This is a genomic window from Paraburkholderia sp. 32, from assembly GCF_050435345.1.
GTDB classification, from domain to species: Bacteria; Pseudomonadota; Gammaproteobacteria; order Burkholderiales; family Burkholderiaceae; genus Paraburkholderia; species Paraburkholderia tuberum.
Genome location: NZ_JBNDKD010000003.1, coordinates 1,577,353 through 1,604,207 on the forward strand (window position 1 = coordinate 1,577,353; position 26,855 = coordinate 1,604,207).

The window sequence follows — 26,855 nt, forward strand, 5'->3', positions numbered from 1 at the left end:
AACGGGGTCTCAGGCAGGTGGCGACACGCGCCAGCGGCTAGCGATAGATCGCCGTCACCGGCGCTTCGCCGAGCCGCGCGAAACCGCGGTACATACCCTCGGTATTGAACGGCAGCGTGACGTTGCCCCGCGCGTCGACGGCGACGAGGCCGCCGCGTCCGTCGATCTTCGGCAAGCGGTTCATCACGACGTCGTGCGCGGCTTCTTCGAGCGAGACCTGGCGATAGGCCATCTGCGCGGCGACGTCGTAGGCGGCGACCATGCGCATGAACATTTCGCCGGAGCCGGTGGTCGATACCGCGCAGGTCGCGTCGTCCGCGTAGCAGCCCGCGCCGATCAGCGGCGTATCGCCGACGCGGCCCACCTGCTTGTTGGTCACGCCGCCCGTCGAGGTCGCCGCGGCGAGATGCCCGTGGCGGTCGAGCGCGACTGCGCCGACGGTGCCGAACTTGCGATTCGGATCGATCGGCTCGTGCGGCGTCGGGTCGTCGCTGCTCGAAGCCGTGGACGCGAGCGTCGCGGCGTCGTGATCGAGCATCGGACGCTGCTGCTCACGGGCCAGTTGCCATTGGCGATAGCGCGCGTCGGTATCGAAGTAGCTGTTGTCGACGAACTCGAGCCCCTGCGCGGCCGCGAACGCTTCCGCGCCTTCACCGGTGAATAGCACGTGGTCGCTGCGCTCGAGCACGCGGCGCGCGGCGAGAATCGGATTGCGCACGCGCGTCACGCAACAGATCGCGCCCGCGTCGAGCGTGCGGCCGTTCATGATCGCGGCGTCGAGCTCGTGCGTGCCGGCCGCCGTGTAGACCGCGCCGTGGCCCGCATTGAAGAGCGCGCAGTCTTCGAGCAGCCGCACCGCTTCGCTGACCGCGTCGAGCGCGCTGCCACCGTCGGCGAGCACGCGCTGGCCAGCGCTCAGCACCGCGTTGAGCGCCGCGTGATATCCGGTTTCGGCGCTGGCCGACATCGACGTGCGCAGGATCGTCCCGGCGCCGCCGTGAATGGCAATGACTGCGTTGGAGTTCATCGTCTGGATCGTGAAGTGCGGGTGGTTCGGGGAGTGCGGGGTGCTGTGATGGCTTTTGCTTCGGCATCCCTGGCTTTCGTGCTTCTGGCTTGGGTGCTGTCGGCCTTCGCGCCGTCGCTGTGTTTTAGCCTTGCAGCCTTCGCGCGCGCGGCTTTGCTCAAGGCGCGCGCCGGCTCCTGCGCGGCGCCGGCCGCGCCCGACTGCGGATCGAACAGCCACGGCAGCACGAACTCGCTGACCTCGGCGGCCGCCTTGACCGAGCGTTGCGCGCGATACGCGACCGCGTCGCACAACGCCTCGATGACCGCGAGCACGGCCGAATCGGCATTCGACGCGAGACGCCGGTCGGTGCGGACATACAGCGCCAGGTCCGCGAACCGCACGAGCGGCGAGCGCGGACCGTCGGTGAGCGCGAGCACGCGCGCGCCGCGTTCGGAGGCGCGGCGCGCGAGCTCGATCGTGTCCTCGACATAGCGCGGAAACGCGATGCCGATCACGAGATCGCCCGGGCCCGAACCCACGAGGTGCCGCGCCGCATGCGACGGCCCGCCGCTCAGCGCCAGCGAATGCACGTTGTCGTGATACGGCAGCAGTCCGTGCTCCATCAGGCTCGCGAGAAACGCGCTGGCGCCGAAGCCGATCACGAATACGCGACGCGCGGCGATGATCGCGTCGACGGCGGCGTCGGCGGTCGCGCGATCGATCGACGTACGCGTTGCGTGCAGATTGTTGGCGGCCTGCTCGAGCGACGCGTCGATCAGATCGTCACCGGCCGCGAGCGTTTCCTGCGCGCTGCGCAGCCGCTCGACCGGCGCGAGCGTCGCCTCGAAGCCACGCACGAGCGCCTCGCGAAACTGCGGATAACCGTCGAAGCCGAGCGCGCGCGCAAAGCGATTCGCGCTCGCGACCGACGCGCCGACCACGCTCGCGAGCTCGTCGATACGCATCGTCGCCGCGCGGAACAGATGGGCCAGCACGTACTCGCCCATGCGCTGGTGGATCGGCGTGAGCGTCGGCATCGCGGCGGTGATGCGCGCGGCAATGGCCTGCTCGGCGGGGTTCGACACAGCGGACGGGTGATGGATCATGCGAACGGACAGGCGCGGTTGTTCTATGTGAACTGGATGAAATTATATTTACATGAAACACGCGCAGAAAAAAATTCATTTTCATTATTTCGAGGGTTTTCACCGACCGAAGGTCTTCAGACAATGGAGTTCAGCATCCACGCCATGCCGCACCCCGATGAAAATCCATTTTCATCGGGGCGACGGGTGGCTTCACCGCGTGCCGCGCTCCGCCGCTCAGCACGCCGCCGCGCTCTGTTCGGGAATGCCCAGCAGCCGCGCCGCCGGCGACATCACGATGATCAGCGCCTGCACGACGAACGCGAGCGACGCCGCGACCAGACAGACGTCGATGCTCCAGCGCGCGCTGAGCGCGGCGCCAAGCAGCGCGCCCACCGGCCGCGCGCCGTAGGTGGCGGTGCTGATCAGCGCGGACACGCGGCCGATCATCCGTTCGGGCGTGATCGCCTGACGCAGCGTGGTCGAGCCGACGACCCACAGGATTGGTCCCGCGCCGAGCAGGAAGAAGCTCGCGAGCGCGAGCCAGAACGATGGGACGATCAGCGTCGCCACCATCACGAGCGACGCGAGCAGGCCGCACGACGGTCCGACGATCAGCAGACGGCCGAATGCGAGACGCCGCGCGACCGCGGGCGCGGCGAGCGCGCCGCAGACCATGCCGACCCCGTACGCGCCGAGCGTCACGCCGACCGCCGAGGCATTGAGCCCCAGCCGATGCACCGCGTAAGGCACATAGACCGCCTGCAGGATGAAGAAGCCGAGATTGAAGAACACGGCGGTCAGCAGCATCGGCAGCAGCAACGGATCGCGCAGCACGAAGCGCGTGCCGTCGCGCAGCTCCAGCATGAAGTGCCGCCGCGGCGCGGCCGCGCGCGGCGGCTCGCGCAATCCCGCCAGCAACGCGACCGCGAACGCCGACAACATCGCCGCGCCGCCATACGCCCAGCCCGCGCCGATCCAGCCGACCAGCACGCCGCCCAGCGCCGGCCCCGCCGAATACGCGACGCTGCGCGCGAGTTCGAGCCGGCCGTTCGCGCTCGCATAGGCGTCGCGCGGCACGATCGACGGCACCAGCGACGGCGCCGCAACGTTGTAGGCGACCGTACCCGTCGCGGCGACGAAGCCGAGCGCGGCGAGCAGCGGCAGGTTCAGCGCATGCGTGAGCACCAGCAGCAGCACGCACAGCATCGCGCAGACCCGCACGCTCTCGGCGAGCGTCATCAGCACGCGGCGCGAGCGGCGGTCGGCCCAGACGCCGAGCGGCATCGACAGCAACAGGAACGGCAGCGTCTGCGCGGTTTGCAGCAGACCGGTATCGCGCGCGTCGGCGCCGAGCGCGAACACCGCGACGAGCGGTGCGGCGGCGAGGCTGATCTGCTCCGCCGATTGCGCGCACAGGTTCGACCAGGCGAGGCGCTGGAATGCGCGGGGCAGACGTTGCGCATTGGACGGCGAAGACGACGAAGGGGAAGACGTGGCGGACATCGATGCACTCCCGAGGTTTGACGTGAGGCATTCATCGTCGGCGCTCAGGGCCTGCGGGGCGCTCCGCTTCTTGCGGTGTTATTCTTCGCTCGCCATGAATCTCGAAAGCATCCTCTTCACTCAAGGTTTCGGTTCGCGCCGCCAATGTCGCGCGCTGATCGGCGACGGCCGCGTCAGCGTCGACGGTGCGATTTGCACCGATGCCGACGCCGATTTCGCTGTTGATGGCGGCGCGTTGCGTTTTAGCGTCGACGGCGTCGAATGGCCGTATCGCGAGCACGCGTATCTGCTGCTGAACAAGCCCATCGGCTACGAATGCTCGCGCGATCCGCAGCATCATCTGAGCGTGTTCAGCCTGCTGCCGCCGCAGTTCGCCGAGCGCGGCGTGCAGTGTGTCGGCCGTCTCGATCAGGACACCACGGGCCTCCTGCTGCTCTCCGACGACGGCAGGTTCGTGCATCAGTTCACGTCGCCGAAACGCAAGGTGCCGAAGCTCTACGTCGCGACCACGCGCCATCCGCTCGACGACGCGCAGCTCGCCGCGCTGCGCGACGGTGTGCTGCTGCACGGCGAAACGAAACCGAGCGCCGCGCTCGACGCCCAGGCGCGCGACACTCACACGCTCGCGCTCACCGTGCTCGAAGGCAAATACCACCAGGTCAAGCGGATGATCGCGGCCTCGGGCAACCGCTGCGAGGCGCTGCATCGCGAACGGATCGGTGGGCTCGCGCTTCCCGCGGCGCTCGCGCCCGGCGCATGGCAATGGCTCGACGCAGCGGGTCTTGCCGCGCTGCGGGCCGGGTAAACGACTAGCCGCAATGAGGGCCCGCCTAAGCCCTTGATGCGCCGGGGAAAGCCCGCGCGCATTGCGGTGCACCGAACATGGGCCGTTGCGTTGCAGCATGCCGTTGCTTACATGTCGCCCTATACTCGTCTAAACAAACGACTACAAAGGTTTCAAGGAGGGGCGCCATGCAAATCGACGGCACGATGGCGTTTTCGCACGCGATGATCTCGTTTATCTGCCTTGCGCTGCTGCTGGTCGGCGGATTGCTGGTCATCATGCGGCTGCGGCACAAGTACCATCCGAATCTGATCGGCGCATTGATCGGCGGCATGCTGTGCTTCCTGTTGCTGGAAGTGCTGCCTGCGCTGACCTGATGCCGGTTGGACCGCGCAGCTCGTGTTGCGCGGCGCATTGATGCGGTGCGGCGGATACGCTTTGCGGGGCAACTCCCCCTCGCGAGGCGATATTTTGTTTCTGCTGCCGGCCTAGCCGCGTTTCCCGTTCGCCTCGCGCAAAAAATCCTCGACGCTCGGATAGCGCAGACGTACCCGCAATTCCTCCTTCAGACGCCGGTTCACGAGCCGGCGCGACTCGCGCATGAACGACAGCAGCAGCGGATCGATCTGCTGCTCCGCCTGCTCTCTCGTGATGCGCGGCGGGCGCGCGAGCCCGAACGCATCGGCGACCGCGTCGAAATACTCCCCCATTTTCAGCGACGAATCGTCGGACGCGTGCAGTGCGCGCGCGGGCCGGCCATGCGTGGCGAGACGCACGAGGATCGCGGCGAGGTCGTCGGCGTGGATGTGATTCGTGTAGACGTCGTCGGCATCGACGAGCGCCGGCGTGCCTCTTTCGAGCCGCGCGAGCGGCAGACGGTTGCGCGCATAGATGCCCGGGATCCGCGCGATGCTCGTGGCGACGCTGCCGCGCGCCGTCGCGCGCCGCAACTGCCGCTCGGCCGACACGCGACGTTTGGCGCGCGCATTCGCGGGCCGCGGCGCGCGCGTTTCGTCGATCCACGCGCCGCCGCAATCGCCGTAGACGCCCGTCGTGCTCGCGTAAACGATGCGCACCGGTGCGCGCGAAGCGCCGGTCCGGCGCACCCCGTCGGGTACAATATCGGGTGTTTCAGCGTCCAGACCTGAAGCGCGCGCCCGGCGCAACCGCGCGATCGGCGCGACGGACGACCTCGCCGCGCAAGCGTTCATGCGGCCCCCGGCACCTAACGTCGCAAGCAGCGCGCGAGTGCGTCGATCGTCGTCGCCGGACTTCTGCGGTGGCGCGAGATGCAGCACCGTCGGCGCGAGGCGCGCGAGCCGTTTGAGGCTGTCGCGCGCGTCGAGATCGCCGACGAGCGGCATCACGCCCGCGGCGCGCAACTCATCGCAGCGCGCGGCATGGCTCGTCAACGCGAAGATACGCGCGCGCGGCCGCAACAGGGACACGCAGCGCATGCCGACGTCGCCGCATCCTACGATCAGCACGCGCGGCCGGCGGAAGTTTCGTGTCGCTTTCATGGTGGGCGCATTGTAGCGGTCACACGCAACAGGTACCGCGCGGTTGATCCGGCGGGTCCCATTACGATTCCGAATTTTCGATTCCGAACACTTTATGGCATTTAACGTCACGCTCCGGCAAACCGGCCGGCAGTTTCAGGTAGAACAGGACGAACCGGTGCTCTCCGCAGCGCTGCGTCAAGGCATCGGCCTGCCGTACGGCTGCAAGAACGGCGCGTGCGGTTCGTGCAAAGGCACGGTCGTGAGCGGCGAGGTCGAACAGCGCGCGCACTCGTCGTCGGCGCTGTCGAACGACGAAAAGACGCGCGGCATGGCGCTCCTGTGCTGCGCGACCGCGTGCTCCGATCTCGAAGTCGACATCCGCGAAGTGGCCGGCGTCGGCGATGTGCAGGTCAAGAAGCTGCCGTGCCGCGTGAACGCGATCGAGCGCAAGGCCGACGACGTGATCGTCGTGAAGCTGCAACTGCCCGCCAACGAACGTCTGCAATATCTGGCCGGCCAGTACCTCGAATTCACCCTGAAGGACGGCAAGCGCCGCAGCTATTCGATGGCGAGCGCGCCGCACGTCGAAGGCCCGGTCGAACTGCACATCCGCCACATGCCCGGCGGCGCGTTCACCGACCATGTGTTCAACACGATGAAGGAGCGCGACATCCTGCGCTTCGAAGCGCCGCTCGGCACGTTCTTCCTGCGCGAAGACTCGGACAAGCCGATCGTGCTGCTCGCGTCGGGCACCGGTTTCGCGCCGCTGAAGGCGATCGTCGAGCATGCGGTGTTCAAGAGCATGACGCGCCCCATGACGCTCTACTGGGGCGCGCGCCGCAAGAAAGACCTGTATCTGCTCGAACTCGCCGAGCAATGGGCGCGCGAGATTCCGAACTTCAAGTTCGTGCCGGTGCTCTCCGAGCCCGATGCGGGCGACGCATGGACGGGCCGCACGGGCTTCGTGCATCGGGCGGTGATCGAGGATCTGCCCGATCTGTCGGCCTACCAGGTGTATGCATGCGGCGCGCCGGTGATGGTCGAATCGGCGCTGCGCGACTTCACGCAGCATCACCAGCTGCCGGAAGACGAGTTCTACGCGGACTCGTTCACCAGCGCGGCCGATCTCGCGAACGCGGTCTGATTGCACGGCGGCAAATTCCCCCCGATGCAGCGCCAGTGCAAATTCATGGTTTACACCAGCGCTTTTCTTATCGTATTCTTTCGCGCATGAACCGCATCCAGTCCGAATTCCGACGTCGCCGCTCGCCGCTCCCTTAGGGACGCCGCTGGCTTCGTCACGGACTCGCGCCACACAAAACCTGGGCGCAAGCTGTTCGAATCATGAAAGCCACGGCATGCCGTGGCTTTTCTGTTTTTCCGGCCGCCGTTTTTATTGGCCAAACCGTCACCGTTTCTTCACCCTGCTCTTACCCTTTTGCCTGGAGCCTGCCGTCATGAATTTCAATGAGTATCCAATCGATTCGCTGATGTACATCACGAACCGGCCTGAAATCGTTTTCACGCACGGCAAAGGCTCGTGGATTTACGACAACAATGGCAAGCGCTACCTGGATTTCATTCAGGGCTGGGCGGTCAATTGTCTCGGCCACTGCAACGACGGCATGATCGAAGCGCTGAACCAGCAGGCCAAGCTGCTGATCAACCCGTCGCCCGCGTTCTACAACGAGCCGATGGCGAAGCTAGCGGACCTGCTCACGCAGCACAGCTGCTTCGACAAGGTGTTCTTCGCGAACAGCGGCGCCGAGGCGAACGAAGGCGCGATCAAGCTCGCGCGCAAGTGGGGCAGAAAGTTCAAGGACGGCGCGTTCGAGATCATCACGTTCGACCACAGCTTCCACGGCCGCACGCTCGCGACGATGTCGGCCAGCGGCAAGCCGGGCTGGGACACGATCTACGCGCCGCAGGTGCCGGGCTTCCCGAAGGCGGACCTGAACGACATCGCGTCGGTGGAAAAGCTGATCAACGCGAAGACCGTCGCGGTGATGCTCGAGCCGATCCAGGGCGAAGGCGGCGTGATCCCCGCAACCCGCGAGTTCATGCAGCAACTGCGCGAGCTGACGAAAAAACACAACATCTTGCTGATCGTCGACGAAGTGCAAAGCGGCTGTGGTCGCGCCGGCACGCTGTTCGCGTATCAGCTGTCTGGCATCGAGCCGGACGTCATGACGCTCGGCAAAGGCATCGGCGGCGGCGTGCCGCTCGCGGCGCTGCTGTCGAAGGCGGAAATCGCCGTGTTTGAAGCGGGCGATCAGGGCGGCACCTACAACGGCAATCCGCTGATGACCGCGGTCGGCTACTCGGTGATCTCGCAGCTGACGGCGCCGGGCTTCCTCGAAGGCGTGCGCTCGCGCGGCGAATATCTGCGCACGAAGCTGCTCGAGCTGTCCGAGGAGCGCGGCTTCAAGGGCGAGCGCGGCGAGGGTCTGCTGCGCGCGCTGCTGCTCGGCAAGGACATCGGCAACCAGATTGTCGAGAAGGCGCGCGACATGCAACCCGACGGCGTGCTGCTGAACGCCGCGCGTCCGAACCTGCTGCGCTTCATGCCGGCGCTTAACGTGACGACCGGAGAAATCGACCAGATGCTGGCGATGCTGCGCTCGGTTCTCGACTCGCTGTAATCAACCACGGAGCGCACCGATGACGACGAACACGACGCTGTCGATCCGCCGCTTCGACGCGACCGATACCGAAGCCGTGATTGCGCTATGGCAGGACGTGTTTCCCGAGTATCGCGACGTGACGCGACCGCAGCGCAACCCGCGTCAGTCGATCGCCAACAAGCTCGCGACGCAACCGGAGCTGTTCTTCGTCGCGGTGCTCGATGGACGCATCGTCGGCACCGTAATGGGCGGCTATGATGGACACCGCGGCTGGTTGTATTCGCTCGCGGTCGACGCATCGCTGCGACGTCATGGCATCGGCACGCGGCTCGTCGCGCACGTCGAGAGCGAGTTGACGAAGCTTGGTTGTCCGAAGCTGAACCTGCAGATACTGTCGTCGGCAACGGCTGAGATACGGGCGTTCTACGATGCGCTCGGGTATCGCACCGATGCGGTGATCAGCCTCGGCAAGCGGCTCGGCCAATACGCCGACGCGGCCCCGGCCAGTTGATTCGCGTCGTACGCCTGATTAAAGAAAGCCGCATGCGTTGCTTAACGCATGCGACTTTTTCAATGGTTCTCCCGCAAGCAGCGCACGTATCGGCGGATTCGGACAAATAGCAGATGGCGAGCAGTTGGATTGCCTAGAATCGTTTACGCACGAGACGACGCCGGCGCTGGAAAGACAGGTTTGCGGCGAATCGCGACCCTTCCCCCCCGGGGGCGGCTCATGCGTCTGAGTCCCAACGCGTTGGAATCCTAAGGGGAATCTTCATGGCGACTTATGTGGTGCTCCTGCAATTTACGGATCAGGGTATCCGCACGATCAAGAACAGTGCAGAGCGAGCCGGGCAGGCGGCGGAAATGGCGAAATCTTTTGGCTGCGAGATGAAGCAGATCTACTGGACGTTAGGGGCATACGACGTTGTCTCGGTCGTCGAAGCGGCAGACGAGCAGAGCTTCCTCGCCTTCGGCTTCGCACTCGGCTCGGCCGGCAATGTCCGCTCGCAAACGCTGCGTGCGTTCACAAAAGACGAAATCAGTTCGGTTATCGGGCGACTCCCTTAATTCACGTCCCAACCAGAAAAATAAAACGCGCCCCGCGACATTGCATCGCGGGGCGCGTTGCAAGCCGGACGTATGCGCAAAGGGCATACGTCCAACTATTCACCCACTCATTCACCCACTCATTCACCCAGATAGGCGGCCCGAACCTTCGGATCGTCGAGCATCTGCTTCGCGTCGCCCGACATCGTGATCAAACCGGAGTCCATCACGTAGCCGCGATTCGCCGCCTGCAGCGCGAGCCGCGCGTTCTGCTCGACGAGCAGCACGGTCATGCCTTCAGAGGAAATCAGGCGCACCACTTCGAAGATCTTCTCGACCATGATCGGCGACAGACCCATCGACGGTTCGTCGAGCAGCAGCAGTTTGGGCCGCGAGATGATCGCGCGTGCCATCGCGAGCATCTGCTGCTCGCCGCCCGACAGCGTGCCCGCGTATTGCGATGCACGCTCCTTCAGACGCGGAAAGAAGCCGAACATGCGCTCGACGTCCGACTTGATGGCGTCGGTATCGTTGCGCAGATACGCACCCATCTGCATGTTCTCGACGATCGACATGCGCGCGAAAATGCCGCGCCCTTCCGGCACCATCGCGAGACCGCGCTTCAGAAGCTCATGCGCGGGCAGGCCCTTGATCGACTGACCCATGTACTCGATGTCGCCGGCCGCATACGCCTTCAGGCCGGTGATCGCCTTCATCGTCGTGGTTTTGCCCGCGCCGTTCGCGCCGATCAGCGTGACGAGTTCGCCCTGCCCGACCTCGAGGTCGACACCCTTGACCGCCTGGATGCCACCGTAGTTGACCTGCAGGCCCTTGATTTTCAACATTGCTTGCGTCGTGGACATCAGTGGACCCCCGCACCCAGATAAGCTTCGATCACCTTCGCATCCTTCTGCACGTCCTGCGGCAGACCTTGCGCAATCACCTTGCCGTAGTCGAGCACCGTCATCTGATTGCACAGACCCATCACGAGCTTCACGTCGTGTTCGATCAGCAGAATCGTCTTGCCGTCCGCACGGATCTTGTCGAGCAGCCTGGTCAGCTCGACCTTCTCGGTGGCGTTCATGCCGGCCGCCGGTTCGTCGAGCGCGAGCAGCTTCGGATCGGTCGCCAGCGCACGCGCGATTTCGAGCCGCCGCTGGTGGCCATACGACAGGTTGCGCGACGTATAGTCCGCGTACTGCGTAATGCCGACGTAGTCGAGCAGTTCGAGCGCGCGCTCCTTGATCTCGCGCTCTTCCTGGCGTTCGGCCGGCGTCTGGAACACCGCGCCGAGCAGACCGTGCTTCGTGCGCACATGACGGCCGACCATCACGTTTTCGAGCGCGGTCATGCCGCCGAACAGACGGATGTTCTGGAACGTGCGCGCAATGCCCGCCTTCGCGACCTGATAGACCGCGGTCGGCGTGTAGCTCTCGCCGTCGAGCTTGAACTCGCCTGAATCCGGCGTGTACAGACCCGTGATCACATTGAAGAAGGTGGTCTTGCCGGCGCCGTTCGGGCCGATCAGGCCGTAGATCTCGCCCGCGCGGATCTGCAGGCCGACCTCGGAAAGCGCCTGAAGGCCGCCGAAGCGCTTGTTGACGCCCTTCACCGACAGCCGGGTCGTCGCGTTGTTGCTTACGTTATCGCTCATGTCTTTTTCTCCACCGGACCTTATGCGCGCACCGGCTTCTTGCCGCCACGCTTCGCCAGCTTCGCAATCCTGTCTTCGTGCTTCGGCGCGGGCCACAGGCCTTCCGAGCGGTACAGCATGATCACGACCATCGCGAGGCCGTACAGCAACTGACGGATCACTTCGGTATCGACGATTTCATGGCCGAAGATCATGTTCTGCAGCGGACCCATCGTCGAGCGCAGGAACTCGGGGAACACCGCGAGCAGCACCGCGCCGAGGATCACGCCCGGAATGTGGCCCATGCCGCCGAGCACCACGCAGGCGAGCACCACGACCGATTCCCAGAACGTGAACGATTCCGGCGACACGAAACCCTGGAACGAGGCGAACATCGCGCCCGACAGGCCGCCGAACGACGCGCCCATCGCGAACGCAAGCAGCTTCACGTTACGGGTATTGATGCCCATCGCCTTGGCGGCGATTTCGTCTTCGCGGATCGCAGCCCACGCGCGGCCGATCCGCGAATGCTGCAGACGTGTACAGGTCCAGATCACGAACAGCGCGCACAGCACGAACAGGTAGTAGTACAGGTACACCGACGGAAACTGCATGCCGAACAGCGAGTGTGTCTGCGCGAGGCTGAAGCCGCCGACGGACACCGGATCGATCCCGGTGATCCCCTTCGGGCCGTTGGTGATGTTCACCGGACGGTCGAGGTTGTTCATGAAGATCCGCACGATTTCCCCGAAGCCGAGGGTCACGATCGCGAGGTAGTCGCCACGCAGACGCAGTGTCGGCGCACCGAGCAGAATCCCGAACATCGCGGCGAGCGCCATCGCGATCGGCGCGATGATCCAGATCGGCACATGGATGCCGTTCGGCGCGAGATGCGCGATCCACTCGAATTGCGTCGCGAGGTGCGGTGAGCTCAGCAGCGCGGCCGTGTAGGCGCCGATCGCGTAGAACGCGATGTAGCCCAGGTCCAGCAGGCCGGCAAAGCCGACCACCACGTTCAGGCCCAGCGCGAGCATCACGTACAGCATCGCGAAGTCGAGCACGCGGACCCAGTAGTTGCCGCCCGCGGCACCGATGACCATCGGCGCGGCGATCACGAAGATCGCCGTGAGAATACCGATAGTCAGCGTCTTCGTGCGGTTCTTTTCGGGGATGAGCGTCGTGGACGGCTCGATCGGTTGAATTGAGGTCATGATTGTTGACTCCTTGTGGCCCGGGATCAGGCGCGATCCGCGACACGTTCGCCGAGCAGACCCGACGGACGGAACACCAGCACGACGATCAGCACGATGAACGCGAACACGTCCTGGTAGTTACTGCCGAACACGCCGCCCGTGAGGTCGCCGATATAGCCGGCACCCAACTGTTCGATCAGGCCGAGGAGCACGCCGCCGACCATCGCGCCGCCGAGATTGCCGATACCGCCGAGCACCGCCGCGGTAAAGGCCTTCAGGCCAGGGATGAAGCCCATGTAGAAGTGCGCGTTGCCGTATTCGGACGCGATCATCACGCCGGCGAGCGCAGCCAGCGCCGAGCCGATCATGAAGGTCGCCGAAATCACGAAGTTCGGGTTCACACCCATCAGACTCGCGACGTTCGGGTTCTCGGCGATCGCGCGCATCGCACGGCCGAGCCTGGTCTTGTGCACGAGCAGCAGGAGGCCGCCCATCACGAGGAACGCCGCCACGATGATCACGATTTCAGTCATCGAGATCACGGCGCCGGGCGTCGTGTCGGTGGCCTTGATCACGTTGAGCGGGTCGGTGGGCAACAACTGCGGGAACGGCAGCGGATTGCGCGACCAGATCATCATCGCGAGCGTCTGCAGCAGAATCGATACACCGATCGCGGTGATCAGCGGCGCGAGACGCGGCGCACGCCGCAACGGCCGGTAGGCGACCCGCTCGATCGTGTAGCCGACCACCGCGCAGACCGCCGCCGCGATGATCAACGCGATCACGAGCGTCAGCACATTGCCGAGGCCCGGGAAGTGGTTCTGCAGCACACCTATGGCGGAGAGCGCAACCATCGCGCCCACCATCAACACGTCGCCGTGGGCGAAGTTGATGATGCCCAGAATGCCGTAAACCATCGTATAGCCCAGTGCGATGATGGCGTAGACACTGCCAAGTACCAGTCCATTGATGATCTGCTGGATGAAGATATCCATTTAATGCTCCTTAGCCCGTGCGACTGGATTCGCGTTTTTCATCTGCCGGTGGGCGGTGATGCGCTACGAATCTCAACGGCACTGCGGGTACTGATGTAAAAGACCGGTAAGGGTTATCCGCTGCCGGCTGGCCCTGACGACCGTGATGCGGTCGCGAGCTCACCTTGGGCGGATGCAAAAACGGCACCGTTGGATGGTGTCGGTGCCGTCAGGCCGAACTTCCCGTCATCACATCTTTACGACGTCGAGCACTGCTTTCTTGCCGTCCTTGAAGTCGTAAAGCGTAATGGCGCCCTCTTTCAAATCACCCTTGTCGTCGAACGCGATGTGGCCGATTACCCCGTTGTAATCGGTCGAAGGCATCGCAGCCAGCACCTTGGGCGCCTCGATAGAATTAGCGCGCTTCATTGCATCGACGATCACGTACACAGCGTCATACGTGAACGGCGCGTAAATCTGCACCGGCGTGTGGAAGCGGTCCTCGTACTTCTTTTCGAAGTCCGCTCCATTGGTCATTTTCGAAAGCGCGAGTCCTGCTTCCGAACAGACCAGGTTTTGCACGGCGGTACCCGCCAGCTCACCTACCTTGTCGGTACACACACCGTCGCCGCCAAGGATTTTTGCCCTGATACCGAGCGCCGCCGCCTGCTTCGTAAACGGCCCGCCCGTCGCGTCCATGCCGCCGAACATGATGGCGTCCGGCTGAACACTCTTGATCTTCGTGAGAATGGCCCGGAAGTCCGTGGCCTTGTCGCTCGTCGCCTCCCGCGCGACGATCTTCGCGCCGCTCGCCTCGGCGGTCTTCGTGAACTCGTCCGCGAGACCTTTGCCGTAGGCGGTCGCATCGTCCACGACCGCGATGCGTTTGGCGCCCAGCGCCTTCGTCGCGTAATTGGCGAGCGCCGGACCCTGCTGCGCGTCGGTCGCGACCACCCGATAGGTCGTCTTGAACCCTTGCTGCGTATAGGCCGGATTCGTCGACGACGGCGAGATCTCGACGATGCTCGCGTCGCTATAGATCTTCGACGCCGGAATCGAGACCCCGGAGTTCAGGTGTCCGATCACCGCGACCACGTGATCGTCGACCAGCTTCTGCGCGACGGCGGTGCCGGTTTTCGGGTCCGCCGCATCGTCCTGCGCGTCGAGTTGCAGCTGGATCTTGCGACCGTCGATCGTCAAACCCTGCGCATTGATTTCTTCGACCGCGAGGCGCGCCCCATTTTCGTTGTCCTTGCCCAGGTGCGCGATGCCGCCCGTCAACGGAGCCGCATGACCGATCTTCACGATAGTCGCTTCGCTCGCGGCGGCAACCGCCGCGGCCGAGGCCGCCGATGCGCCCGTTCCCGCTTCGCCATCCTGTTTCTTGCCGCACGCGGTCAGCATCGCAACCGTGGCCGCGATGGACACGGCGTAAGCAAATTTGACTCGCATCAAGTAAGGTCTCCTGCGCCTTGCGAAATCCACTGTCCAGGACCTCAAGGCCTTGAGAACGCGCGCATTGTAACTCCAATTATGCGGGTGGCAATATTGTTGAACCGGTGGGGTTTTCCTGCATTGCAACCTGATTTTGAGAGCAAAATCCGTTAAAAGGCGCAACCTGGTTGCGATCCGTTTTCGTGCACCAGTTGCACCGGCGCCGAACCCGCTGGCATCAAGTGTTGCGGGCGATCTGCGCGAATCCCGGATAGGCCGGGCTTTGCGTCGGGTATGACCATTTAGTGCGCGCTCGGTAAATTGCACCAATTCAGTGCATGATCAATCTGTCTTAAGGCTTTGGGGAGCTTAAAACGGGGACGCATCGCGCCAAAATCGATAAAAGCCCCGATCACAATTCAAAATAATTTGTGCGCGAGACCCCCGAAAGTCGACCGGTCATTCGATGTGGCACTTAATTTAATCAGAGGTTCGTCGGGCACGGGCATAAAAAAAGCGCGCCCACGGGCGCGCTTTCCTTTCAGTGTAGCTAACGGATTGTCAGGCTGGCAGACCGAGCCCGCGTGGCAGCGGAAACGCGATGTTTTCCTCAATGCCCTCGAGCGCGCGCACGTTGCGCACACCCAGTTCGCGCAAACGCGCGATCACCGCCTGCGCCAGCACCTCCGGCGCCGACGCACCGGCGGTCACGCCAATGCGGCGCTTGCCCTCGACCCAAACCGGATCGATCTGATCGGGCGAATCGACCATATAGGCTGGCACGCCGAGCTTCTCGGCGAGCTCGCGCAAGCGGTTCGAATTCGAGCTGTTCGGACTGCCGACGACGATCACGACGTCGCACTGCGGCGCCATGAACTTCACTGCGTCCTGGCGATTCTGCGTGGCGTAGCAGATGTCCTGCTTCTTCGGCTCACGGATGGACGGGTACCTGGCCTTCAGCGCGCCGATGATTTCGGCGGCGTCGTCGACCGACAGCGTGGTTTGCGTGACGAAGGCGATCCGCTCCGGATCGGCGAGTTGCAACGCCTGCACATCCTCGATGTCCTCGACCAGATGCATGCCCTCGGCCGCCTGGCCCATCGTGCCTTCGACTTCCGGGTGGCCCTTGTGGCCGATCATCACGATGTCGAAACCGTCCTGGCGCATCTTCGCGACTTCGATATGCACCTTGGTCACGAGCGGACAAGTGGCGTCGTACACCCGCAGCCCGCGCGACTCCGCCTCCGAGCGCACGGCCTTCGACACGCCATGCGCGCTGAAGATCACCGTGTTGCCCGCCGGCACTTCGTCCAGGTTCTCGATGAAGATCGCTCCCTTCTTGCGCAGGTCTTCGACCACATAGGCGTTATGGACGATTTCGTGACGCACGTAGATCGGCGAGCCATACAGCTTGATGGCCCGCTCGACGATCTCGATCGCCCGGTCGACGCCGGCGCAGAACCCGCGTGGCTGGGCCAGCAGGATCTCCGCTTCGGCAAGAGTCGTATCCGTGATGCTCATGTTTACAGAATCCCGATGATTTTCACTTCAAACGCCAGCGCCTGGCCGGCAAGCGGGTGATTGAAATCGAATAGGGCCGACGTTTCGCCAACTTCCTTCAGTACGCCGGCATAGCGCCCGCCGCCCGGCGCGTTGAATTCGACCAGGTCACCCGGGGAAAAATCCTCGCCGATCATGCTGTTCTCCCGCAGCGTGGCGAGCGACACGCGCTGGATCAGATCCGGATTGCGCGGGCCGAACGCCTGGCCCGGCGCTAGCTGAAAGGTCGAATGGCGGCCCACCTTCAAACCCAGCAAAATATCTTCCAGCGGCGGCGCCAGTTGACCGGCGCCGAGCAGCAGCGTGGCCGGCTTGTCGTTGAACGTGTTGATCACTTCGGCGCCATCGGCAAGGGAAAGCCGGTAATGCAGCGTGACGTGTGAACCGGGTTTCACCTCGGAAATATCGATGATGCTCATGCAATGCTCGCTCAGTCGAAGCGCTGCACGCGTGCGCCGCGGGGCAGTCGACGCGTGTGGCAAACCGTCGGCGTGCCGTGCGCAAAGTGCCTATTGTAAGCCACCTAGCGGGCGCCGGCTTGAGTCCGTCGCGCGCAAGGGCGGCACGGCCCGGCGGCGCATTGCGCCGCGTGCGCCGTCAACCTTACGCGGAGGACTCTATATATATGGCTGATTTCGCCAGCACAATCGACGAAAAACCTGCGGCAACGGTGCGACCGAAGGCGCCGGCACGCGCCGAAGGCGGCGTGAAAGCCGCCGCGAATCGGTCGGCCGAGGCCCCGTCAGAAGCCGCGGACTCCAGCGCCCGCCGCCGGCGGCAACTGTTTCGGGGTAAATGGCTCCGGCGCGACATGCCGCGCGAGCGACTGATCGAGCAGGGCCCCGACGTGCTGTCGGACACCGAAATGATCGCGCTCGTGCTCGGCTCCGGCCTGCCCGGTCACGACGTGTTCAGTGTCGCGCGGGCGCTGCTGGATCGCTTCGGCTCCCTGCGCGCGATGCTCGACGCGACTTATGCGGACTTCGACGGCATTCGCGGCATCGGCCCCGCGAAAAAAGCTCAATTACTCGCGATCATGGAAATGGCGCGTCGCTCGCTGATCGACAAGATGCGCAAGCGCCCGCTAATGAATTCGCCCGAAGCGGTCGAAAGTTATCTGCGCCTTCTGATCGGCGGACAGCCGCAGGAGGTGTTCGTGTCGCTGTTTCTCGACGCCCGGCATCGGCTGATCCGCTGCGAGGAAAGCGCGCGCGGCTCGCTCACGCGCATGGCCGTGTATCCGCGCGAGATCGTGCGGCGGGCGCTCGCCGCGAACGCGGCCAGCCTGATCGTCGCGCATAATCATCCGTCCGGCGCCGTCGAGCCGAGTGCCAGCGACTGCCGCCTCACGCAGACCCTGCGCGACGCGCTCGCGCTCGTCGATGTGCAGTTGATCGATCATCTGGTGATCGGCGCGGACACCGTATATTCGTTCGCCCGCGCCGGCTGGCCGGGGCTCGCGCGCAAGCCCGCTCGAGCGCGGGAAGCGGAATGGCCGCCGTACGGCGCAGCGTCCCGCATCGCAAATAAGGTTTGATTTTGCGGCTTTTTTTCTGCTAGAATTCCGGTTTGCCTATTTCCAACCCCCTGTTCCGAAGCCATCAAGGCGTTCCGCAAAGGTCAGGCAGCTGTGGTAGCGAAGTGTCTCGATGCAAATTCGGCGCAACTTCGCACACTTTCAGCGCGGCTCTTTTCGGGAAACTTTCACGGCGTTCGAACTCAGAATTAGCGTATTAGGAGTGCTCTCATGGCACGCGTATGCCAAGTAACTGGGAAAGCGCCGATGAGCGGCAACAACGTTTCCCACGCGAACAACAAGACCAAGCGCCGGTTCCTGCCGAACCTGCAAAACCGCCGTATCTGGGTGGAAAGCGAAAACCGTTGGGTGCGTCTGCGCGTTTCGAACGCCGGCCTGCGCCTGATCGACAAGAACGGTATCGACGCTGTGCTCGCAGATTTGCGCGCACGCGGTGAAGCCTAAGGAGTAAATCATGGCGAAAGGCGCACGCGACAAGATCAAGCTGGAATCGACCGCAGGCACGGGTCACTTCTACACGACCACGAAGAACAAACGCAACATGCCGGAAAAGATGCTGATCAAGAAATTTGATCCGGTCATCCGCAAGCACGTTGACTACAAGGAAACCAAGATCAAGTAATCTTGGATCTCCAGCCTGACGAAGGCAAAAACATGAAAAGCCTCGCATTCGTGCGAGGCTTTTTTGTTTTTGCGCGGACCTCGCGATAGCTCCGCAAGGCGCGTGCGAATCGCCCTATTCCGTTTGGCCAGCTTTCGCCAGGGCGATGCGGCGCGTATCCTTTGTCGTTTTCGCGGCGTGCGGTTCGCGCGCCGTCATCGCAAAACGAAAGACGGAGATGTGGGCAATGGAATTCGATGTGGCGATTGTCGGTAGCGGTCTGGCTGGTTTGAGCGTCGCGCTCAATCTCGCGCAGACACGGCGCGTTGCTGTGATCGCCAAGCGATCGCTGACCGAAGGCGCTAGCGACTGGGCGCAAGGCGGCATCGCCGCGGTGCTCGATTCGGCGGACAGCGTCGAGAATCACGTGCGCGATACGCTGACCGCAGGCGGCGGCCTGTGCGACGAGGCGGCGACACGCTTTATCGTCGAGCATGGGCGCGCCGCGATCGAATGGCTGATCGGACAGGGCGTGCCGTTCACGAAAGACGAGGCCGCCGAACTGGGCTTTCATTTGACGCGCGAAGGCGGCCATAGCCATCGCCGGATCATTCACGCGGCCGACGCGACCGGCCATGCGGTCGTCGCCACGCTCAGCGAGCAGGTGCGCCAGCATCCGAACATCACGCTGTTCGAAGACCATCACGCAATCGACCTGATCACGTCCGAACGCCTCGGCCTGCCCGGCCGCCGCTGCCATGGTCTGTATGCGCTCGATCTGCAAAGCGGCCGCACCGTTACGATCGAAGCGCCGCATACGGTGCTCGCGACCGGCGGCGCCGGCAAGGTCTACCTGTACACGACCAACCCCGACACCGCGACCGGCGACGGCATCGCGATGGCATGGCGCGCCGGCTGCCGCGTGTCGAACATGGAATTCATCCAGTTCCACCCGACGTGCCTGTTTCACCCGTACGCGAAGTCGTTCCTGATTTCGGAAGCAGTGCGCGGCGAAGGCGGCATTCTGAAACTGCCGGATGGCACGCGCTTCATGCCCAATCACGACGAGCGCGCGGAGCTTGCGCCGCGCGACATCGTCGCGCGGGCGATCGACTTCGAGATCAAGAAACGCGGCATCGATTGCGTGTACCTCGACATCAGCCACCAGCCGGCCGCGTTCCTGCACGAGCATTTCCCGACGATCCTGGCGCGCTGCCTCGAGTTCGGCATCGACATCACGAAGGAGCCGATTCCAGTGGTACCGGCCGCGCATTACACGTGCGGCGGCGTCGTCACCGATCTGGCGGGCCGCACCGATCTCGCGGGTCTCTACGCGGTCGGCGAAACGTCCTGCACCGGCCTGCACGGCGCGAACCGACTTGCCAGCAATTCGCTGCTCGAATGCCTCGTGATCGGCCGCTCCGCCGCCAAGGCGATCGAAGCGGAAGGCTTCGCTGCCGCCGTTCACGCGCCGCTGCCGGCCTGGGACGAAAGCCGCGTGTCCGATCCGGACGAGGAGGTCGTGGTCGCGCACAACTGGGACGAACTGCGCCGGCTGATGTGGAACTACGTCGGTATCGTGCGCACCGACAAGCGGCTCGAGCGCGCGAAGCATCGGCTCGCGTTGCTGCGCGACGAGATCCACGAGTACTACGCGAACTTCAAGGTGAGCCGCGATCTGCTGGAACTGCGCAATCTGGTCGATGTGGCGTCGCTGATCGTGGACAGCGCGCGCTCGCGGCGCGAAAGCCGCGGCCTGCATTTCAGCCGCGACTGGCCGTCCACATTACCCAAGGCGCTACCGACGGTGCTCACGCCGAAGTATGTACGCAGGCCGAATCCCTGACAGCCTTGGGCCGAAATACACGCTGAAACGACGCCACAAACGACAAGGCCATTGCCGGTAAGCTCCGGCAATGGCCTTGTTAAGTCGTCACGAGCGTCAACTGTCGCGCTAAAACGCGCGGCGCTCAAACGATCCGCATCGAGTAGTCGGTCGCGCGCACGTCTTTGGTCAGTGCGCCAATCGACACGCGGTCCACGCCAGTCTCCGCGATCGTGCGCACGGTCTCGAAATTCACGCCGCCGGACACTTCGAGCACCGCGCGCCCGGCCGTGATGCGAACCGCGTCGCGCATCATGTCGAACGAGAAGTTGTCGAGCAGGATCGACTGCGCGCCATGCGCGAGCGCAGTTTCCAGTTGTTCGAGCGTTTCGACTTCGATCTGGATCGGCACGCCCGCATTCAACGCGAGCGCCGCGTCCATCGCCGCGCCCACGCCGCCGGCCGCGGCGATATGGTTTTCCTTGATCAGAATGCCGTCGTACAGCGCGAGCCGCTGGTTCGCACCGCAGCCGATGCGCACCGCGTACTTCTGCGCGAGCCGCAAGCCCGGGAGCGTCTTGCGCGTATCGAGAACGCGCGCGTGCGTGTGAGCAATCGCGTCGACATAGCGGCGCGTCGCGCTCGCCACGCCCGACAGCAGCTGCAGGAAATTCATCGCGTTGCGCTCGGCGGTCAGCAGCGCGCGCACCGGCCCGCGAAGATCGCAGACCGTCGTGTCGGCGCTCATGCGGTCGCCCTCGCGATAACGCCATTGAACTACGATGCGAGGATCGACCGCGCGCATCACCGCGTCGAACCACGGCACGCCGCACAGTACCGCTTCCTCGCGCACGATGATGCGCGCGTCGCGAACGTCATCGGCAGGCACGAGGCGGCCGGTCTGATCGCCGGTGCCGATATCTTCGGCGAGTGCATCGGCGACATTGCGTGCGAGCGCCGCGTCGAACGCCACGCCATATTGCGCGTGAATCGCCGCGAAAAGCGGCGACACTGCGTCGGCCCCTTCGCGCTCCACTACCTGCTCAGGCGCCCTCTCCACCACCTTCATTACGCTGCCCCCACATTCGAATACAGTTGCGCGTCGCGCGCGAGATCGCCGCTCGCCTGCACGCGCTTCTTGTGACGCGCCGCGAAATCGAGCATGCGATCGATCGGTAGACGCGCACGCTCGCCGATCCCACGCTCGACGAAGATTTCGTTGTGGCCGCGCTCGAGCACATCGGCCAGATTGGCGAGTCCGTTCATCGCCATCCACGGGCAATGCGCGCAGCTCTTGCAGGTCGCGCTGTTGCCGGCCGTCGGCGCGGCAATCAGCGTTTTGCCGGGCGCGGCGAGTTGCATCTTGTGCAGGATGCCGAGGTCGGTCGCGACGATGAAGTGCGTCGCATCGAGCTTCTGCGCGGCGTCGATCAACTGCGTGGTCGAGCCGACCACGTCCGCCTGTGCGACCACGTTAGCCGGCGACTCCGGATGCACGAGCACCTTCGCGTGCGGATAGTCGGCGCGCAGCAGATCGAGTTCGATGCCCTTGAATTCGTCGTGCACGAGGCACGAGCCCTGCCACATCAGCATGTCCGCGCCGGTCTTGCCCTGGATGTAGCTGCCGAGATGACGGTCCGGCGCCCAGATGATCTTCTCGCCGCGCGCATGCAGATCGGCGATGATCTCCAACCCGATCGACGACGTCACCATCCAGTCCGCGCGCGCCTTCACGGCCGCGCTCGTGTTCGCGTACACGACCACCGTGCGGTCCGGGTGTGCGTCGCAGAACGCCGAGAACTCGTCGACCGGACAACCGAGGTCGAGCGAACAGGTCGCATCCAGATCCGGCATCAGAATGCGCTTGTCCGGACTGAGGATTTTTGCGGTCTCGCCCATGAAGCGCACGCCCGCGACCACCAGCGTCTGCGCCTCGTGATCGCGGCCGAAGCGCGCCATTTCCAGCGAATCGGCCACGCAACCGCCGGTTTCGTCGGCGAGTTCCTGCAATTCGGCGTCGACATAATAGTGCGCGACCAGCACCGCTTTCTCGCGCTTGAGTAATTCGCGAATGCGCGCCTTCAGCGCCCGCTTTTCTTCCGCCGACGGCGTCTCGGGCACCTTCGCCCACGCCTGCCCGATCCCGCAGGTCGTGCCCTGCGCCTGAGGCCGATCGAATTCGACGGTCTTGATCGCCTGCTGCTCCATCATGTCCTCTGCCCTCACCTGGCCGCCGCGGCTTGCCGCTCGCGCTACACACGCGATGCTTTTCCACGGCCCAAAAACGCAAAACCCCGCCAACGCGGGGTTTTGTGACGTCCTGAAATTTTAATGGATTTCAGGCATAGCGACGCAGTCGCATCGCGAAGTCTTGCAGCGCCTTGATACCGCTCTGCTCTGCGCGATGGCACCAGTCCTGCAATTGCACCAGCAATTGCTCGCGCGACGCGTTGGAGCGCTCCCACATTGCCGCCAGTTCGTTGCGCATGTCGATGTAGGTCTTCAGCTTCTGGCTGTTCGCGAAAATCTGCGGCAGCTGGAGCTTCTGCGGCTCGTTCAGGCCCGCCTCTTCCTTGTGGAACCAGCTGCGCGCACCACGCATCACCTGATACTTTTCGCGCGCGCCGACTTCCTTCAGATGCGCGAGCTCCTGGCGGTATGCGCGCTTGATCGCTTTCGCGTAACGCGCCATCACTTCGTAGCGGTTCGCGAGCACGGCCTGCAGCGTGTCCTGATCGAGCACGAGCTTGCCGGTGGTCAGGCGCGGCGTCGGTGCGACCTTCTTCACTTTGGCCAGACGAAACGCCTGCATGATGCGGATGTACATCCAGCCAATGTCGAACTCGTACCACTTGTTCGACAGCTTCGCCGACGTCGCATACGTGTGGTGATTGTTATGCAGCTCTTCGCCACCGATGATGATGCCCCACGGGAAAATGTTGGTGCTCGCATCCGACGAATTGAAGTTGCGATAGCCCCAGAAGTGCGCGAGGCCGTTGACCACGCCCGCGGCCCAGAAAGGGATCCACACCATCTGCACGGCCCAGATGGTCAGGCCGACGACGCCGAACAGCGCGACGTTGATCACCATCATGAGGCTCACGCCAAGAATCGGGTACTTCGTGTAGAAGTTGCGCTCCATCCAGTCGTTCGGCGTACCGTGACTGAACTTGCGCATCGTTTCTTCGTTTTTCGCTTCGGTGCGATAGAGCTCGGCGCCTTCGAGCAGCACCTTCCAGATGCCGCGCGTCTGCGGGCTGTGCGGATCCTCTTCGGTCTCGCACTTCGCGTGGTGCTTGCGGTGAATTGCGGCCCACTGGCCGGTCAGCATGCCGGTGGTCATCCACAGCCAGAAGCGGAAAAAATGACTGGCGATCGGGTGCAGATCCAGCGCGCGATGCGCCTGGCAGCGATGCAGATAGACGGTCACACCGATAATCGTGATGTGCGTCACGATCAGCGTGTACACGACGAGTTGCCACCACGAGAAACGCAGCAGCCCGTGGGCAAGGAAATCGAGCAAAGAATTCAACAAGGTAAGTTACCTGCAGAACGAGAGATACGAAGCACACGCGGCACGCGTGTCATGAAAGTGAAAGCATACAGCGGGATAGGACGATATTCTACTTGAAGGGTTCCAAGTGTTTGTAACAAATAGGGATTTTTTGTGCGCAATCAAGTCGATAGCGACTGCCTGGGCACTGGCGCATGCCTTGCCGCGGCGCGAAATGGGGCTTAACGGCCGTCGTTGGCGGCACGGTTGGCGGGCCTGAGCGCGGGATCGGACGTGGTGTCGGAAACCGGATCAGTCGTCGCCACCGGGTGCGGCATTGCGCCGCTTGCCTGACCGACGATGCGCACCTCGCGTTGCGGGAGCGCAATAGTGATGCCGTGCTCGGAAAAGAGACGCCAGATATTGCAGTTGACGGTCGAGAGCACGCCACGCGTGCCGCTCGCCGCATCTTCGATCCGGAAACCCAACTCGAAGATTAATGCCGTCCCGGCCCCGCCAGCACGAAGGCTGCTCGGCCGACGCGCGCGACCACGACCTTCAGATTCGCGTCGAGCGTCTTCGAGCGCATCAGGCGATCTTCGACCGACGAGCCGAGCCACATCGCGACGATCAACGTGACGGCGACCCACAACAGCCCCGTGATCAGCGACAGCAGCGTCATATGCGCATTACCGACGCCAAAACTCACGCTGTCCATCCACGCGATCACGGCGTTCTGAATGCCCAACAGCGTGAGTACCATGCCGATCCAAACGACTACCGACACGATCTTCTCGACGAGAAACAGCCACGGATGCTCGCCACCTTCGCGGTTGAACACCCGCCGAAGAAGAACACGATGTAGATCAGCCCAATGCCGGCGAGCGGCACCAGCGCCAGATCGAGCAGCGCGGTGTCCATGAACTGGCCGGCGATCGCCCGCGCGAGCCACACCAGTGCCGCGCCGGCATCGATGTCGCCGGAATGGCCGGCGCGCGCGGATTCATCCGCCAATCCGCGCGCCGGCCTGCAGCCGGTTGCCTAGCTCTGGCGCTCGAGCACGGCGGCGAAAAAGCCGTCGGTCGCGTGGCGGTGCGGCCACAGCGACAGGTAGTCGCCCATCTCCAGCTCGATACGCTGCTCGGCAAGGACGTCGCGCGCCGGCACCAGCGCGAAATCAGGGTGATCGGCGAGGAACTGCTGCACGACCGCCTCGTTTTCGGCTTCGAGAATCGAGCACGTAGCATAGACGAGCCGGCCGCCCTTCTTCACGAGACGCGCCGCGCTCGTGAGAATCGACGCCTGCTTCGGCGCCAGCTCGGCGATCGACTCCGGCGACTGGCGCCACTTCAGATCCGGGTTGCGGCGCAGCGTGCCGAGGCCGCTGCACGGTGCATCGACGAGCACGCGGTCGATCTTGCCAGCCAGACGCTTGATCTTCGCGTCGTGTTCGCTGTCGATCAGCACCGGGTTCACGTTCGACAGGCCGCTGCGCGCGAGACGCGGCTTCAGCTTCGCGAGACGCCGCTCGGAGATATCGAACGCGTAGAGCCGGCCGGTCGAGCGCATTGCCGCGCCGAGCGCCAGCGTCTTGCCGCCCGCGCCCGCACAGAAATCGACGATCATCTCGCCGCGCCGAGGCGCGACCAGCGAGCACAGCAGCTGGCTGCCCTCGTCCTGCACTTCGAGCCAGCCCTGCTGGAACGCGTCGAGCTTGGTGAGCGCCGGCTTGCCGACCACGCGCACCCCGAGCGGCGCGAATGGCGTCGCGCCCGCCTCGATGCCCGCCTTCGACAGCGCACCCAGCACGTCGTCGCGGCTCGCCTTGATTGGGTTCGCGCGCAGATCGAGCGGCGCCGGGTAGTTCAGCGCGGCGGCCAGCTGCGCGAGCTCGGCGGCCTCGAAGCGCGAGCTGAGCGCCTGGCTGATCCAGTCGGGCAGGTTCAGGCGAATCCGCAGCGGCAGGCTTTCCGGGTCGATCTTCGCCACGTGTTCGAGCCACGTCGCCTCGGCCTCGGTGACGAACGGCTTGAGCGCCGAGCGTCCGGCCGTCTGCATCAGGCCCAGCAGCGCCATGCGGCGCGCGGGGCTGCCAGTGCCGCTTTCGGCCAGATGCGCGAACTCCATCCGGCGGCGCAGCACGGCGAACACCGCCTCGGCGATCACGCCACGCTCGGCGTGCCCGAGCTTCGGATGCGCGCGGAAGAAGCGGCTCGTGGTGGCGTCGGCGGGGCCGTTCAGCCGCAGCACTTCGGCCAGCAGCGTTTCAGTTTGTCCAATCAGGAAACCATGCAATCTCATGCGCCCTCTCCGGCGGTGTGACCGGCAAAGAGCCATTGCGGCTCCGACGGCGTAAGCGTGACGCGCGAGCCGTCCAGAGCGAGACGCCCTTCGACGAACCAGCGCACCGCGCGTGGATAAATGATGTGCTCGGTGGCGAGCACGCGTGCGGCGAGCGTCTGTGCGGTATCGCCCGCCTCGACAGGCACCGCCGACTGCAAGACGATCGGCCCGTGATCCAGCTTTGATGTGACAAAATGCACCGACGCGCCGTGGAACCGCACGCCGGCGTCGAGCGCCTGCTGATGGGTCTTCAGACCCGGAAAGCTCGGCAGCAATGACGGGTGCACGTTCAGCATGCGCGCTGCGTAGTGATCGACGAAGCGCTCGGTCAGCACGCGCATGAAGCCCGCGAGCACGACGAGATCCGGCGCGATGGCGTCGATCTGCTCGGCGAGTGCCGCGTCGAAGCTGTCGCGATCCGGAAACTGGCGGTGGTCGACCACCGCCGTGGCGATGCCATGCGACGCCGCGAACGCGAGCCCCGCGGCATCGGGACGGTTAGCAATCACGGCGGCGACCCGCGCCGGCCAGCCCTCGCTCGCGCAGGCGCGCACGATGGCTTCCATGTTGCTACCCCGCCCGGAAATCAGGATGACGAGTTTTTTCATGCGCGGATTTTATCATTCGGCAATCGCCGGACCGCGACCGCGCAGCCGTCTGTTGCGCCAAGCGTTTATAATCGATTGTTTTGTGGCACCCCGCCCG

26 protein-coding genes and 1 pseudogene are annotated in these 26,855 nt (G+C 64.2%); 10 read left to right on the top strand and 17 right to left on the bottom strand.

Features of this window, described 5'->3' with window-relative positions; genetic code table 11:
- Positions 1-37: 37 nt before the first annotated feature.
- The 3 genes from OKW26_RS29980 to OKW26_RS29990 all read right to left on the bottom strand — a co-directional run bounded on the left by OKW26_RS29980 (position 38) and on the right by OKW26_RS29990 (position 3,600).
- Positions 38-1,027: an isoaspartyl peptidase/L-asparaginase family protein gene (locus tag OKW26_RS29980; RefSeq protein WP_429356039.1), complete on the bottom strand. Its 990-nt coding sequence runs from the start codon at positions 1,025-1,027 to the stop codon at positions 38-40.
- Positions 1,024-2,115, bottom strand: a complete 1,092-nt coding sequence (locus tag OKW26_RS29985; protein ID WP_429356040.1) for a MurR/RpiR family transcriptional regulator — start codon at positions 2,113-2,115, stop codon at positions 1,024-1,026. Before OKW26_RS29985 ends, OKW26_RS29980 begins: the two co-directional genes overlap by 4 nt.
- Before the next feature lie 216 nt (positions 2,116-2,331).
- A complete protein-coding gene (locus OKW26_RS29990; RefSeq protein ID WP_429356041.1) occupies positions 2,332-3,600 on the bottom strand; it encodes an MFS transporter in 1,269 nt (422 codons plus the stop codon).
- Positions 3,601-3,694: 94 nt separating this feature from the next.
- Here OKW26_RS29990 and OKW26_RS29995 point away from each other — a divergent pair, with 94 nt between their 5' ends.
- The gene (locus OKW26_RS29995) at positions 3,695-4,405 is read left to right on the top strand and encodes a pseudouridine synthase (protein ID WP_429356042.1); all 711 of its coding nucleotides are present in this window, start codon (positions 3,695-3,697) and stop codon (positions 4,403-4,405) included.
- Positions 4,406-4,572: 167 nt separating this feature from the next.
- Complete coding sequence (locus tag OKW26_RS30000; protein ID WP_090801547.1) at positions 4,573-4,761, top strand: hypothetical protein; 189 nt, start codon at positions 4,573-4,575, stop codon at positions 4,759-4,761.
- A 111-nt stretch (positions 4,762-4,872) separates the two neighbouring features.
- Here OKW26_RS30000 and OKW26_RS30005 read toward each other — a convergent pair whose 3' ends face one another.
- Positions 4,873-5,904 (bottom strand): SDR family NAD(P)-dependent oxidoreductase, encoded by a 1,032-nt coding sequence (locus tag OKW26_RS30005; RefSeq protein WP_429356043.1) that lies wholly within the window; start codon positions 5,902-5,904, stop codon positions 4,873-4,875.
- Between the two features lie 94 nt (positions 5,905-5,998).
- On the opposite strand from OKW26_RS30005, the gene OKW26_RS30010 reads away from it, so the two are divergent.
- The 4 genes from OKW26_RS30010 to OKW26_RS30025 all read left to right on the top strand — a co-directional run bounded on the left by OKW26_RS30010 (position 5,999) and on the right by OKW26_RS30025 (position 9,578).
- A complete protein-coding gene (locus OKW26_RS30010; RefSeq protein WP_184072636.1) occupies positions 5,999-7,030 on the top strand; it encodes a CDP-6-deoxy-delta-3,4-glucoseen reductase in 1,032 nt (343 codons plus the stop codon).
- Positions 7,031-7,343: 313 nt separating this feature from the next.
- The gene (locus tag OKW26_RS30015; RefSeq protein WP_429356044.1) at positions 7,344-8,528 is read left to right on the top strand and encodes an acetylornithine transaminase; all 1,185 of its coding nucleotides are present in this window, start codon (positions 7,344-7,346) and stop codon (positions 8,526-8,528) included.
- A gap of 19 nt (positions 8,529-8,547) precedes the next feature.
- A complete protein-coding gene (locus OKW26_RS30020; RefSeq protein WP_184072640.1) occupies positions 8,548-9,021 on the top strand; it encodes a GNAT family acetyltransferase in 474 nt (157 codons plus the stop codon).
- 263 nt (positions 9,022-9,284) lie between these two features.
- The gene (locus tag OKW26_RS30025) at positions 9,285-9,578 is read left to right on the top strand and encodes a GYD domain-containing protein (RefSeq protein WP_018421572.1); all 294 of its coding nucleotides are present in this window, start codon (positions 9,285-9,287) and stop codon (positions 9,576-9,578) included.
- Between the two features lie 119 nt (positions 9,579-9,697).
- Here the strand turns inward: OKW26_RS30025 and OKW26_RS30030 are convergent, their stop codons facing one another.
- From OKW26_RS30030 to OKW26_RS30060, 7 genes are all read right to left on the bottom strand, one after another.
- Positions 9,698-10,402, bottom strand: coding sequence for an ABC transporter ATP-binding protein (locus OKW26_RS30030; RefSeq protein WP_409259243.1), 705 nt, complete (start codon positions 10,400-10,402; stop codon positions 9,698-9,700).
- Positions 10,403-10,419: 17 nt separating this feature from the next.
- The gene (locus OKW26_RS30035; protein WP_184023151.1) at positions 10,420-11,211 is read right to left on the bottom strand and encodes an ABC transporter ATP-binding protein; all 792 of its coding nucleotides are present in this window, start codon (positions 11,209-11,211) and stop codon (positions 10,420-10,422) included.
- Between the two features lie 20 nt (positions 11,212-11,231).
- Positions 11,232-12,401, bottom strand: coding sequence for an ABC transporter permease subunit (locus tag OKW26_RS30040; protein WP_184058163.1), 1,170 nt, complete (start codon positions 12,399-12,401; stop codon positions 11,232-11,234).
- A gap of 26 nt (positions 12,402-12,427) precedes the next feature.
- Complete coding sequence (locus OKW26_RS30045; RefSeq protein ID WP_184051600.1) at positions 12,428-13,378, bottom strand: branched-chain amino acid ABC transporter permease; 951 nt, start codon at positions 13,376-13,378, stop codon at positions 12,428-12,430.
- 228 nt (positions 13,379-13,606) lie between these two features.
- Positions 13,607-14,809 carry a branched-chain amino acid ABC transporter substrate-binding protein gene (locus OKW26_RS30050; protein WP_184058165.1) on the bottom strand — a complete coding sequence of 401 codons (1,203 nt, stop codon included), beginning with the start codon at positions 14,807-14,809 and terminating at the stop codon, positions 13,607-13,609.
- A gap of 543 nt (positions 14,810-15,352) precedes the next feature.
- Complete coding sequence (ispH, locus tag OKW26_RS30055) at positions 15,353-16,312, bottom strand: 4-hydroxy-3-methylbut-2-enyl diphosphate reductase (RefSeq protein ID WP_018421578.1); 960 nt, start codon at positions 16,310-16,312, stop codon at positions 15,353-15,355.
- Positions 16,313-16,314: 2 nt separating this feature from the next.
- Positions 16,315-16,770 (bottom strand): FKBP-type peptidyl-prolyl cis-trans isomerase, encoded by a 456-nt coding sequence (locus tag OKW26_RS30060; RefSeq protein ID WP_090801560.1) that lies wholly within the window; start codon positions 16,768-16,770, stop codon positions 16,315-16,317.
- Between the two features lie 206 nt (positions 16,771-16,976).
- On the opposite strand from OKW26_RS30060, the gene radC reads away from it, so the two are divergent.
- The 4 genes from radC (at position 16,977) to nadB (ending at position 20,335) form a co-directional block, all read left to right on the top strand.
- The gene (gene radC, locus OKW26_RS30065) at positions 16,977-17,888 is read left to right on the top strand and encodes a RadC family protein (protein ID WP_429356045.1); all 912 of its coding nucleotides are present in this window, start codon (positions 16,977-16,979) and stop codon (positions 17,886-17,888) included.
- Positions 17,889-18,098: 210 nt separating this feature from the next.
- Entirely contained in the window at positions 18,099-18,332 is a 234-nt protein-coding gene (rpmB, locus tag OKW26_RS30070; RefSeq protein ID WP_007180631.1) for a 50S ribosomal protein L28, read from the top strand.
- 10 nt (positions 18,333-18,342) lie between these two features.
- Positions 18,343-18,510: a 50S ribosomal protein L33 gene (gene rpmG, locus OKW26_RS30075; RefSeq protein WP_008919555.1), complete on the top strand. Its 168-nt coding sequence runs from the start codon at positions 18,343-18,345 to the stop codon at positions 18,508-18,510.
- 226 nt (positions 18,511-18,736) lie between these two features.
- Positions 18,737-20,335 carry an L-aspartate oxidase gene (gene nadB / locus OKW26_RS30080; RefSeq protein WP_184058169.1) on the top strand — a complete coding sequence of 533 codons (1,599 nt, stop codon included), beginning with the start codon at positions 18,737-18,739 and terminating at the stop codon, positions 20,333-20,335.
- A 124-nt stretch (positions 20,336-20,459) separates the two neighbouring features.
- Here the strand turns inward: nadB and nadC are convergent, their stop codons facing one another.
- The 6 genes and pseudogenes from nadC to purN all read right to left on the bottom strand — a co-directional run bounded on the left by nadC (position 20,460) and on the right by purN (position 26,758).
- Positions 20,460-21,383 carry a carboxylating nicotinate-nucleotide diphosphorylase gene (gene nadC, locus OKW26_RS30085; RefSeq protein ID WP_429356046.1) on the bottom strand — a complete coding sequence of 308 codons (924 nt, stop codon included), beginning with the start codon at positions 21,381-21,383 and terminating at the stop codon, positions 20,460-20,462.
- Complete coding sequence (gene nadA, locus OKW26_RS30090) at positions 21,383-22,522, bottom strand: quinolinate synthase NadA (RefSeq protein ID WP_429357143.1); 1,140 nt, start codon at positions 22,520-22,522, stop codon at positions 21,383-21,385. The genes nadC and nadA overlap by 1 nt, the downstream gene beginning before the upstream one ends.
- A gap of 130 nt (positions 22,523-22,652) precedes the next feature.
- Complete coding sequence (locus tag OKW26_RS30095; RefSeq protein ID WP_429356047.1) at positions 22,653-23,849, bottom strand: DesA family fatty acid desaturase; 1,197 nt, start codon at positions 23,847-23,849, stop codon at positions 22,653-22,655.
- 200 nt (positions 23,850-24,049) lie between these two features.
- Positions 24,050-24,773: pseudogene (locus OKW26_RS30100) on the bottom strand (hypothetical protein); the annotation flags it as partial.
- Between the two features lie 75 nt (positions 24,774-24,848).
- A complete protein-coding gene (locus OKW26_RS30105; protein WP_184058175.1) occupies positions 24,849-26,108 on the bottom strand; it encodes an RsmB/NOP family class I SAM-dependent RNA methyltransferase in 1,260 nt (419 codons plus the stop codon).
- On the bottom strand, positions 26,105-26,758 hold the full coding sequence (gene purN / locus OKW26_RS30110) for a phosphoribosylglycinamide formyltransferase (RefSeq protein ID WP_090801571.1): 654 nt from the start codon (positions 26,756-26,758) through the stop codon (positions 26,105-26,107). The genes OKW26_RS30105 and purN overlap by 4 nt, the downstream gene beginning before the upstream one ends.
- Positions 26,759-26,855 lie beyond the last annotated feature (97 nt).